Raw genomic sequence first — 12,411 nt, forward strand, 5'->3', positions numbered from 1 at the left:
GAGTGGGAGTGGGAGTTACTACCGGAGTGGGAGTTTCACTCGGAGTGGGAGTGGGAGTTACTACCGGAGTGGGAGTTTCACTCGGAGTGGGAGTGGGAGTTACTACCGGAGTGGGAGTTGGTGTTGGCGGCGGGTCGATCGCGTCATCAGTGGAAAATACAATATTACCAACACTACTAGAACGCGGAAACGACTGCGATGTAATGGTAGATTGTCCCGTGGTAATTGCACCCGCCGTACCGTTGCTAGCAGCATCCCCTACCACAAACGGTTGAATCGGCGTCCCTCTATCTCCCCCAGCGTGTGTAATTGCGATATTTCCGCTACCTGTGCCGCCAGCAGTAGAAATGCTAGCAAATCCCGTCGGCGACAGTGGGGTGGAAAAAGTACCCGTAGCGCGGAAATAATTGCCTGTTATTGCTGTGACATCGCCACCGGTGCCGCCTGTACCGCCTTCGGCATTGATAAACTCTACTTGAATATCGCCGATCGGATCTAAGAACACATTGCCGGCATTTCCGACTATACCGCTAGAGTTAATTTGTCCGGTTGTAATTGAAGTTATCGCCTTAACAGTTATGTTGCCGCCACTGTTTGCCGATGTATTCAAATTGCCTGCGGTGAAATTGTTACCAGTTGTAAATAGAATTTCTCCGCCATTAGCAGTAATATTTTTAACGTTTATATCGCCCTTGGCAGTAATATCGACTTTACCGGCGGTGACATCTCCCAATAAATTGACTTTTTCCGTGTTTAGTGCAGTCAATTGTTGCGCGTTAATTGTCGAGTTTCCTGTCACATTGCCAGCATTTTCGATCGCAAGATTTCCTAACTTGCTGGTGGCACCCACCGCACCGTTGAAAGTTATGCTGCCGCTACCGGAGGCTAGAGTTAAGTTGCGGACATTAATGCTGTCACTGTCGATCGCACCCAAAGCAATATTTCCCCCTGCCGTACTAAATACCGCATCCTTTGTCAAAACCACAGCATTGCTAATATTAAGGTTGCCGTTATTAGTGGTAATATTACCGCCTAATTTAGTATTTAATCCCGTAATATTAAAACCAGAATTACTGTTAACGTTTCCAATAAATTCTGCATTTGATGCAGTAGCCTTCAAAACAGATAATGGCGTTGTTTCTCCGATATTTCCTTGCACTAACACATTGCCTGTAGCGGCATCTAAGTTCAACAAATGATTACCACCTATCGCACCAATTATCTTAATATCTCCGCCGCCGGTAGTGAGATTAATATCGTTGCCGAGTGTGACAGTGCCGTTGAGATCGATCGGATTTTTATTGGTATTGATGCCATCATTCAAATTAATTGTGGCAGCCTTGAGAGCAATGCTGCTGTTGTCATTGCCGGTAAGAGTGCCATCAAGTGCGATCGTACCCGTTCCCGTTTGAATATTTACTGGATCTAAAAATGTAAGATTAGAGGAAATACTAACATTTGCACTGCTATCCGATCGCCCGATCGCGATCGATCTAAATCCATTTTGAATCAAATTAAGTTCCGCAGCAGTCAAATCTAAAGCGCTAGTATTGTTATCTGTTCCGCCAACAACAATATTTTGTCCGGCTGTTGCTGGTTGCAGCGTTAGCACGCCCGTACCCGAAACATTCCCCGAAAAATCAATTTCACCTGCCCTTAAAGTCAGCGGGTTACTACCTGCTGACAAACTCGAACCGAAATCAATAGTTGCATCCCCCAGTGTAAAAGTTACAGGAGCGTTTAATGTCACCGGAGCGCTAAAACTAATGTTATCATTAGTTGTTGTAATATTTCCGCTAGCCGCAACTGTTCCACCGCCATTTTGAATAAATTCACCGTCCAAGTTCAGGTTTTTCTCAATATTGAGATTCACCTTATTGGTAATTGTGAGCGTGCCGTCATTGGTGGTTGTTACAGTTCCTTTAAGATTAACATTGTCCGCAGCAATACCGAGATTGCCAGCCACGTCAACTGTATTATTGAAACTAATGTCGCTGCCTGCGAGAATCGGATTATTGGCAACCGTCACAGCATCTGCATAAGTTTGAGTGCCGGTTGTAGTGACATTCCCGCCTAAAGATATCTTGCTGTTGGCAGTTAAACTTGTGAGAGGAGTTGTTTCGCCGATCGCACTTTTGAAGGTAAGATTACCGCTAGTCGCCTTCACAGTCAAATTGCTGGTACCATCAACAGTATTATTGAAAGTAATGCTGTCACCTGAAATAATCGGATTGTTGGCAATTGTAACTGCATCTCCATAAGTTTGAGCACCAGTTGTAGTAACATTTCCCTTGACTTGAGTTGTGCCGCCAGCATCTGCAGTCAAACTCGCGGCATTCACTGTTTGATTAAATGCGGTTGTGCCTGTAGAGTTAGCTGTTAAATTGCCGATCGGAGTTACAGCACCAACTGCACCATTGAAGGTAACATTACCAGTACCGCCATTCACAGTTAAATCGCTGCTACCGTCAACAGTTGTATTGAAAGTAATTTGGCTGCCGGAGAGAATCGGATTATTGGCAATTGTAACTGCATCTCCATAAGTTTGAGCGCCAGTTGTAGTGACATTGCCACCTAAAGATATCTTGCTGTTGGCAGTTAAACTTGTGAGAGGAGTTGTTTCGCCGATCGCACCATTGAATGTAAGATCACCGCTAACCGCCTTCACAGTCAAATCACTGCTGCCGTCTACAGTATTATTGAAAGTAATTTCGCTGCCTGCGAGAATGGGATTGTTGGCAATTGTCACTGCATCTCCATAGGTTTGAGCGCCAGTTGTAGTAACATTTCCCTTGACTTGAGTTGTGCCGCCAGCATTGGTGGTGAAACTGGTAGCTTTGACAGCATTAAATGTAGTTGTGCCAGCACTGGTGACGGTGACATTTCCTAATGATCCAGTACCGGGCAATCCATTAGCATCAATGCTATTTATCTCGACTTGATTGGGAGTGGCGATCGCGATATCTCCGGCCGCACCGGAAGTAGAGCTAGAATTAATTACTCCTGAAACTGCAACAACGTCGCCTGTTTGGCCTGTGAGGGTGATTTTGCCGCCATTGCCAGCAGTGGAACTAGAGTTAAGATTACTAGCAGTAATATTGTTAGCACTGAGTGCGATCGGGCCACCATTTCCGGTAGTGGATGTGGTATCAATTGCCCCTGCTGTCGTATCAATATTGCCATTAGTGCTGGTAAGGGCGATCGCCCCTCCGGGACTTCTCATACTACCAACGGTAATATTGCCTGTAGTTTCAATCGAAAAATCGATCGGACTCTTAACATCCAAAGAATTGATTGTTTTCAGGGAACCTAAAGGTACTGTATTTCCAATGGGCCCGTTGACATTAATCACGCCTGTTCCCGTAGTCAAAACTAGGTTGCCATCGCCGTCAACCGTTCCCCCAAAATTAATGTCACCGGCATTATTTAACCCAGTATCGAGGGTGACATTAGAACCCGTAGCGAGAGAGACTTTGCCACCAAAGTCAATCTTCTGTTCGTTGGTGACAATGGTGAGAATATTTTTGTTTAAGTTAGTCGTTAGAGCATTAAAAGTAATTGAAGCGTTGTTTACACCTGTAATGTTTCCATCGACTGCAATTGTGCCAGCTTGCATTGTGACGGGGAAATTAAAAGTAACACCAGCAGGGTCAATTGCGATATTCCCCGTCCCATCCGTGCGCCCGATAATCATTTGGGAAAACCCATTTAAAACCGGAGGCGCGAGTTCAGCACTGCTGAGATTCAAACGATCGTCCGCAGTATTACCACCCACAGTAATATCTAAACTGGGAGTAAGCTGCTGCAACTGGATAATCCCAGTACCTTTAATTTGAGTTATTGATGACAATGAAATGTCATCGCCCGTCAAAGTGACATTGCCGCCTAAAGTCGCCTCAATCACACCTGGGGTGAGTCTAATGGAATTATCGGAGTTGTTAGCCTTTCCCGTGAGACTAATATTACCCGTTCCCGTAGCTTGTATTGTGCTCGGTGCCATGGTAGTAAGAATCGGGGGCATATCAATCCCGTAGGTGTTCAATCCAGTCCCTAAACTCGTACCGGTTAAAACAATATCTCCATTCTCCGATTTTACCGTGCCCTCGAAGAGCCTGATCCCGGAATTACCGCTCGCGACTGTAGTGCTGATGCCTGCACTGCTCGTCCCCGTCAACGTCACCTTTCCCAAGCCTGCGGTTTGGATTGTAGCATCATTTAATATCTCTATACCGTGGTTGGAAGACCCAGTCCCACCACCTGTACCCGTCAGACTGACATTTCCAGAAAGCGCTTTCACTGTAGCGTTCTCAACGAATATCCCTCGATTGTCACGAGTCCCATTACCGCCAACACCGATCAGAGTCACAGTCCCATTCTCCGCCGTTGACTCCACTGTAGCGTTGTTGAGATTAACGCCTGTATTTTCGATTCCTGTCCCCGCACCTGTTCCAGTCAGGCTGACACTTCCCCCGGCCCGCACTGTACTGCCGTCAATAGATATCCCTTGATTACCATCTGTCCCGTTGCCGCCAGTACCGTTGAAAGTAATATTGCCGCTGTCAGTAGTTTGTAATGTGGTAGCACCCGAAATAGAAATACCGACATTGTTTCCCCCTGTCGATTTTCTTCCCGTACCATTCAGGTCAATTTTTCCACTTCCGGCATTAATTTTGCTGTTCTGGACATTGATTCCCGGCCCGAACACAAGAGTCCCCTGACCCTTACCCTGGAAATTACCACCATTAGTAGCGATCGTCGAACCTACGATACTGAGAGCACCACCGTTTAGATTATCACTATCAGCATTCAGAGTAATAGTGCCTCCCTGAGTGGTGATAGTGGTATTATTAAGATTAATATTATTATTAGCATTCAGAGTCAGCGAATTATTATTAGTCCAAGCGATCGGTGCGTCAACGTTAATATTGCCTTGCTCCGTATTACCTGACGCCGTAGAAATAGTAACATTTCCCAAATTTAGCTGTGCTTGCAGCCTCCCATTATTAATCACAGAAGGAGGGCCGGAGTCAACAAATCCTGGCCCCGCAGGAACATTATTCGGACCTTCGACAATAGTAATATTAGTAGGATCTAACAATAAGGTACCAGCAATCCCAAAGGTCGATCGCAAATCAACTAATCCTTGAAAATCCAGCCATTGCTTTCCAGACACTTCCGCAAAGCCCCCATTCCCAGAAACCAAGCCACCTCTGGCCGTAATATTGCCATTAAAGCGAGTATTTTCATCAGCCCAAACTATAACTCGCCCGCCATTCCCATTACTAACAGCATCAGCATTAATCGTCGAATCGCTGCTAACAAAAGTCCGCGAAGCATTGGGCACAGTCCCCAAACCCTGATAATCTCCGCCAATCAGTACATTACCGCCGCCGTTAATCCCAGAAGCATCGATATTGCCTGCAATAACACCTACTTTGTCGCCTAAAATATTTACAGTACCGCCAGTGTTGCCAGAGACATTGAGAGTGCCGGATGCGATCGCAGTTCCCGCAGTTACCGGCACAGCAGCATTCCCCGTTAACACAACTTCCCCATTGGGATTTACCGTCAAACCCGTCGCCTGTGCCACACCTTGTCCAGTCAGCAACTCCGGCAAAGATAATACTGGCTGCGTCCAATTGTTTGGCAGCGAAGTGTGATTTGCTGTCGGCTGAATATCCAAGCTCAATAAATTTCCAGCTTGACTAATCCGCACCAAATTGTTACCCGGTACGGCGCTGATGATAATATTGCCGCTAGGCGCATTTACCTGACCAGTATTGACAACCGTACCGCCGATCAAACTTAAACTTTGACCTGGTGTCACCGTCAGATTGCCTGCATTAATTATGCTTCCCCCTGGCAAATTTGTAAACGCAAAACTATTCGGTGTCCCGATTAATGTTGCCCAATTGTTATTGCCGATCGCACTAAACCACTGATTGTTCCCAAAACCAATCCCTGTCGCCGTAGTAGCATTAAAAGATCCAGGGACGTTGAGACTGGCATTCGGCCCGAAAATTATGCCAGCAGGATTCATCAAAAATAAATTGGAATTGCCACCCGTAACTTGAATTAAGCCATTTATTAAAGAAGGATTACCCCCAGTAATCCTTCCCAAAATATTTTGAATATTGGGATTCGTCAGAAAGTTAGCCGTTTGAGCCTCGCTGAGGCCAAACTGAGTAAAACTGTGAAAAAGATTAGCCCCATCTCCGCTGAAGGCCCCCCCGGAAATGTCGTAGCGGTTGCCGCTGGGAGTAACAACTGTGTTAGTGCCGTCTGGTGCGGGGGCGATGGGTTGCGCGTTTGCCGAACCCGCCGCGGCACTCAGGCAGCTAACAATGAATAACCATCCGAGGAAATGTAGTTTGTTAGGTGTCATTGTGTTTAAAGATGGTGCTTAAAGTGCGATCGTATTTATTTCTCCTATTTTTACTCCTAAAAAAATCTCATGTCAATAGGAGCATCCTATTTTGGGCGATCGAATAATTAGGACTAAAAAAGGAAATCTACAGCCTATTCGGTCGTTTATGAAGTACAGTAGAAACCTTAATTGCGTGCTGTTAATCCTCCGGGTGCGGAGCTACGATATCTTGGATATACAGCACTTTCCAGGTAAGTGAAGTACAGAGAAACCTGGTTTCTTGAATAAAACCGGTTTCTGGCGAGAAATCCAGAAGAAACCCGGTTTCTGGGGTGTACTTTATCAACCTGGAATCCGCTGTAACTTACAGATTGACTGGTGTATCCGCACCGATGCTTGCCATCAGATTATGTGTACCACATATACATGGAATATGCTGTATGTTTTCAATTAGGAATGAGAATTAAATAACTTCCACTCTTGAAAGTGGGATGGGCGTCCCGCCCGTCCAAAAAGAATGGGCGGGACGCCCATCCCACCATAACAATTAAAATTGTAAGTTATTTAATTCTCGATCCTTAGTATGATTTACATATTTTTTTTTACTAGGAATCATGCGAGGTAAATCAAACTTGGTTTCTTTTTTTGACTTTCACTGCTTCCTTACCACAATTACCTTAAACAACCGGGTTAATTTGTTCGGGACTGTGGCGGAAAATATGGCACATAACGCGAGGTTTAGGGGTTTAAAAAACTCGCGATTTTAGTCAAAACTACGTAAGTATCGCTCGCCTGTTATACATCTTGCTTAAAGTAGCAAAAAACTCGCTCAAATCCCTACTCGCCGGCGCTCCCGCTTCTTTCTGCATCGGGCGAGCAGCTTGCAGCCCGCTTTCAGGAGCAACTAACCGAACAGCCGACTTTCTCTCAAAAACTTTATATTTTAGGGATGAACTTTACCAAAACTTCATAAAGCTCGACTAAAATTTTTATGTATTTTTGATGAAAGCCAATATAGGCAAGTCTTGCACTCAACTTTAGACAGTTACCGAAACCAAGTAAATGTAGTAGCTTGGAAGTCTAGGCCGGATGAAAATCTTGCTGTTACAGATTAAACTGTGCCAATCTAGTGTCAGTGAAAACTCTTAGAAGAAGCACTCATTTACTGCAAAACACCCTTAAGTGAGATATGTATGTATATTCACTGGTGTGGAGCCTCTTCTTCAGGTTTGACGATCGTCCTAAATATCGCAGGCTCGCGATCGTCTATTCGCGTCACGGCAACATGGCATTTAGGGCATTTTGGGCCTAACTACCTAACAATACAGGAGGAATCAGGGTTATGACTACCTTAACGCTAGTCAAAAAAACATCTTTTACAGTCGCCAGCTTGGCAACCACAATGTTGCTCAGCATCTGCCTGCCCGTCCGAGCTTTCATGTTTGGCACCGACGGCATCCAGTTCGATCGAGATACCAATGTAGAGTTCACATTCCTAGAATCTCACAACTCTTACCAGTCCAGCTTGTGGGTAGCAGCTTTGGCTGCTGAGCCAGAAAACAATGGCTACACAAACATCGCCAGACTGTTTTACGAGACTAAACCCTCAGATAACGGCTCTGCCAACAACTGGAAAGGAACCTTCGGGAACGCAGTCACCTCCGAAAACGGCTCCATCACCCAAAACTTCAGATTTTTGAAGGATCAAATTTATGCCCTGCTGCTGTGGAGCGACACCGGCACCGGCAGACCTTTCGAGCAATACGTCTCGTCAAGCACCTTCATGAACAGCTCCCAATGGCGGGCCGCTGGCACCCAGTTCCGAAGAGATGAATGTCTGGTGGCGGGATGTCAGCTTGCTGTGTTTGGTAAATTTAGCCTCGACCCCAACTCCAGCGGCTCCTTTGCAAACATCAACGGCGGTAAAGGCCCAGAGCAATTTTCATCCCTCACAATGGCCGAACTGGCTAATGGCACAAAAATCTCCTTCGACGATGCCGAACCAGGAACCAAGCTAGACTTCAACGAATTCACCGTGTCCGCTGAGTTAGCCCCCCAACCAGTCCCCCAACCAGTCCCCCAACCAGTCCCAGAACCAGCCCCCGAACCAGTCCCCGAACCAGTCACAGTATTCGGGACTATCCTGGGGATCGGGGCTTTGGCTGCGGCTCGCAGGAAAAAAAAGCGAGGGCAGTAACCATAAAAATGACTCTTAACCAGACCCATACAAATCTAAATAGTGCGTCTGTTCAGTGGTAATCTGAGGAATAGCATTTCTAAATGTTAAGACTTTTTCCATAACGGGAAAAATAGCATCCTAACAAAGGCACTATTCATGGTATCCACCGCAGAAAAAACGAACGTAGGCTACATCACCCAAATCATTGGGCCGGTTGTAGACGTAAAATTCCCAGGCGGCAAACTGCCCCAAATCTATAACGCTCTCACGATTTCCGGCAAAAACGAAGCAGGTCAAGACGTTGCCGTTACCTGCGAAGTTCAACAACTGCTCGGAGACAGCCAAGTGCGTGCAGTTTCCATGAGTACCACCGACGGCTTGGTGCGTGGCATGGAAGTAGTAGATACCGGGGAAGCAATCCAAGTTCCAGTCGGCATCCCAACTCTCGGCCGGATTTTTAACGTCATCGGTCAACCCGTAGACAACCTAGGCCCGGTCAATACTTCCGAAAGTATGCCCATCCACCGCAACCCGCCGGCTTTTACCGAACTGGAAACCAAGCCTTCGGTGTTTGAAACAGGGATCAAGGTGATTGACCTGCTGGCCCCCTACCGTCGCGGCGGCAAAATCGGTTTGTTCGGCGGCGCAGGCGTCGGCAAAACCGTGATTATGATGGAACTCGTGAACAACATCGCCAAGGCTCACGGCGGCGTGTCCGTGTTCGGTGGTGTGGGCGAGCGCACCCGCGAAGGCAATGACCTCTACAAAGAAATGATCGAGTCGGGGGTTATTGACGAAGAAGACCGCAGCAAGTCAAAAATTGCTCTGGTTTACGGTCAAATGAACGAGCCGCCTGGTGCTCGGATGCGCGTGGGCCTGTCGGCTCTGGCGATGGCCGAATACTTCCGTGATGTCAGCAAGCAAGACGTGCTGCTGTTCATTGACAATATCTTCCGGTTCGTGCAAGCGGGTTCTGAGGTATCGGCTCTGTTGGGTCGGATGCCTTCGGCTGTGGGATATCAGCCGACTCTCGGTACAGACATGGGCGACTTGCAAGAACGGATTACCTCGACTACCGAAGGTTCGATTACTTCGGTTCAAGCTGTGTACGTACCTGCGGATGACTTGACTGACCCCGCACCGGCTACGACTTTTGCTCACTTGGACGCTACAACTGTGTTGTCTCGCGGTTTGGCTGCGAAGGGGATTTATCCTGCGGTTGACCCGCTGGATTCTACGTCTACGATGTTGCAAGTTAGCGTTGTCGGCGAAGAACACTATGGTGTTGCTCGTCAGGTGCAGTCTACTCTGCAACGCTATAAGGAATTGCAAGACATTATTGCAATTTTGGGCTTGGACGAGCTGTCGGAAGATGACCGCTTGACAGTTTCTCGCGCTCGCAAAATTGAACGCTTCTTGTCTCAACCGTTCTTTGTGGCTGAAGTGTTCACCGGTTCCCCCGGCAAGTACGTCAAGTTGGCAGACACCATTAAGGGCTTCCAGATGATTTTGGCTGGCGAACTTGACGAATTACCGGAACAAGCTTTCTATTTGGTGGGCGATATCAACGAGGCGATCGCCAAAGCTGAAAAAATGAAAGCTGACGCCAAGTAATTTTAGTCATGAGTCAGTAGTCAGTAGTCATGAGTCATGAGTCAGTAGTTATTAGTTATTTGTTATTAGTTATTGGTTATTGGTAACAACTGACAACTGACAACTGACAACTGACAACTGATAACTGACAACTGACAACTGACAACTGACAACTGACAACTGACAACCGACAACTGACAATTTATGACATTAACTGTGCGCGTAGTGGCCCCAGACAAAACTGTTTGGGATTCTAATGCTGAAGAAGTAATTCTGCCGAGCACCACAGGCCAACTGGGTATCTTGAGCGGTCACGCTCCCATGTTGACAGCTTTGGATACCGGAGTGATGCGCGTCCGTCCCGGCAAGGAATGGGTGTCTATTGCTCTGATGGGTGGCTTTGCAGAAATCCAAGAAAACAAAGTTACTATTCTTGTCAACGGCGCTGAAAAAGGCGAAACCATTGATAAAGAAGCTGCTCGTACTGCTTACACCGAAGCAGAAGCTCGTTTGCAAAAGGCTACTACCGGCACTTTGCAAGAGCAAATTCAAGCCAAGCAAGCAATCAAGCGCGCGAGAGCTCGTTTCCAAGCTGCCGGCGGCACGCTCTAGCTCTAATGGTAAGGACATAGTGCTTTTGTAGTAGGGACACAACATTGTTGTGTCCTTGCTGTTTTTCTGGCGTTGTGTCCCTAATGCGAGAGCTAAACTCCCGCCTCGGACAATAGAGATTGCATTGTTTCCCAAGATAACCCCTGCTGAAGATAGCGGGGGTTATTTGGATTGTAGGGGCTCTCCACGCGATCGATACTGACAATTTTTGCTTCCTCCGGCAAAACAGGAACCTCTGGATCGCTCGCGGTCGATCGCGTCAGGGAGCTAGAAAAGCCTTTAAAAATAGCAATTTCATCGAATTCGCCGTCTATTTCGGCCTTGACGATTAAAACTTCGTGCGATCGTTTTACCGTGTATTGTTCCAAGCGACGAGCAATAGAGTCAGCCATAGCAAATCTCACTTTCCTGAAATCTGCTATAATATACAGCACTTTCCAGGTAAGTGAAGTACAGAGAAACCGGGTTTCTTGAATAAAACCGGTTTCTGGCGAGAAATCCAGAAGAAACCCGGTTTCTGGGGTGTACTTTATAAACCTGGAATCCGCTGTAGCTTAATTTTGTGGCTAATTTCAGGGGCAGCGATCCAATATTTTATTCTTAATTAAACCTTTTTTAACAGCCGGAAGTAAGCGCACATAATATAAATTGTGTAAAAAAAAGTTGCAATATTTTCCGTCGGCACAACCTACTTGTTAAATATTTTACAGCATATTTTATGTACATTTAGTACGGATAAACCGGGTTTCGAGCGACAGAATCAGTTAAGATGCGAGAACTGTAAATAAACCCCGTGAGAGCGGGGTATAATTCATAAACCTGGAATATTCTGTATGATGCAGAAACAGAACAAAGCATTCAACTAAAACAGGCAACTGCTGCTGAATTTCAAAAATGTCTGGAGCTTTATTTCGAGAAAAATTTTACTTAGACGCAAAAATTGTTCAATAAGATTTGCGAAAGAAAGCCTCAAGATAAGTTAGCAGCAATTTACTCTCAGCGCTCTCTAAAGAATGGAATGTCTGGAGTGCCACAAGGATAGTCGGGGATAGAAGCTTTGGATGAAAAGTAGTGATACAGATACAGCACTTCCGGATGTTATGAGGTACAGTAGCAGCAATTAGTAAACCAGTTTTTAAGATGTTTCGGATTAATTAAGTCAAGAGCCACAGCAATTATCCTGTCAACCATTTTAGTGCTGGTTGGTGAAAACTGTCGCAATAAAGATTTGAGTTGCGACCACCATAATTCAATTGGATTAAAATCAGGAGAGTATGGGGACAAACACAAGATAGAAGCACCCACCGCTTCAATCATAGTCTTAATTGAATCTACTTTATGCGCTGGTAAGTTATCCATCACTACTACTGCTCCCGACCACAATTGTGGCACTAAACATTGATCGATAAATACCTCAAATGCTTGGCTATCCATCGAGTTGTCAATGGTCATTAATGCCACTACTTGCGTGAGACTAATTGCACCAATTACTGTGACTTTTTGGCCTCGATAAAAAGGTTTGACCGCATAGGCTCTAGTCCCTAGTTGGGAACGTGCATGACTTCTGCTTAAACCTAGCAATACCAGGGTAAACGCATCTAAATTAAGTTGACAGAAAATCATATTTGTGCATGATTTGTTTTTTATAAAACAATTCTTA

The 12,411-nt window shown here is 46.0% G+C and carries 6 protein-coding genes; 3 read left to right on the top strand and 3 right to left on the bottom strand.

Annotation, left to right across the window (positions count from 1 at the left end):
* Positions 1-6,385 (bottom strand): two-partner secretion domain-containing protein (locus QT984_RS28180; RefSeq protein WP_333375450.1); only part of this gene is annotated, 6,385 nt, incomplete at its 3' end.
* Positions 6,386-7,709: 1,324 nt separating this feature from the next.
* Between QT984_RS28180 and QT984_RS28185 the strand changes: the two genes are divergently transcribed.
* From QT984_RS28185 to atpC, 3 genes are all read left to right on the top strand, one after another.
* Positions 7,710-8,564, top strand: coding sequence for a PEP-CTERM sorting domain-containing protein (locus QT984_RS28185; RefSeq protein ID WP_333058307.1), 855 nt, complete (start codon positions 7,710-7,712; stop codon positions 8,562-8,564).
* A 138-nt stretch (positions 8,565-8,702) separates the two neighbouring features.
* On the top strand, positions 8,703-10,160 hold the full coding sequence (gene atpD, locus QT984_RS28190) for a F0F1 ATP synthase subunit beta (protein ID WP_006635884.1): 1,458 nt from the start codon (positions 8,703-8,705) through the stop codon (positions 10,158-10,160).
* Between the two features lie 183 nt (positions 10,161-10,343).
* Positions 10,344-10,751 (top strand): ATP synthase F1 subunit epsilon, encoded by a 408-nt coding sequence (atpC, locus tag QT984_RS28195; protein ID WP_333058306.1) that lies wholly within the window; start codon positions 10,344-10,346, stop codon positions 10,749-10,751.
* 92 nt (positions 10,752-10,843) lie between these two features.
* Here the strand turns inward: atpC and QT984_RS28200 are convergent, their stop codons facing one another.
* Both QT984_RS28200 and QT984_RS28205 read right to left on the bottom strand, forming a co-directional pair.
* Positions 10,844-11,143, bottom strand: coding sequence for a DUF7734 family protein (locus QT984_RS28200; protein ID WP_333058305.1), 300 nt, complete (start codon positions 11,141-11,143; stop codon positions 10,844-10,846).
* A gap of 706 nt (positions 11,144-11,849) precedes the next feature.
* Positions 11,850-12,411, bottom strand: a 562-nt coding sequence (locus tag QT984_RS28205) for a transposase (protein WP_333212605.1), incomplete at its 5' end; no start/stop codon positions are given.

The organism is Microcoleus sp. Z1_B2, assembly GCF_036700325.1.
Lineage (GTDB): Bacteria > Cyanobacteriota > Cyanobacteriia > Cyanobacteriales > Microcoleaceae > Microcoleus.

Coding starts and splice junctions, on each gene's coding strand:
- QT984_RS28200 (WP_333058305.1), bottom strand. CDS start 11,143: ATGGCTGACTCTATTGCTCGTCGCTTGGAACAATACACGGTAAAACGA.
- QT984_RS28185 (WP_333058307.1), top strand. CDS start 7,710: ATGACTACCTTAACGCTAGTCAAAAAAACATCTTTTACAGTCGCCAGC.
- atpC (WP_333058306.1), top strand. CDS start 10,344: ATGACATTAACTGTGCGCGTAGTGGCCCCAGACAAAACTGTTTGGGAT.
- atpD (WP_006635884.1), top strand. CDS start 8,703: ATGGTATCCACCGCAGAAAAAACGAACGTAGGCTACATCACCCAAATC.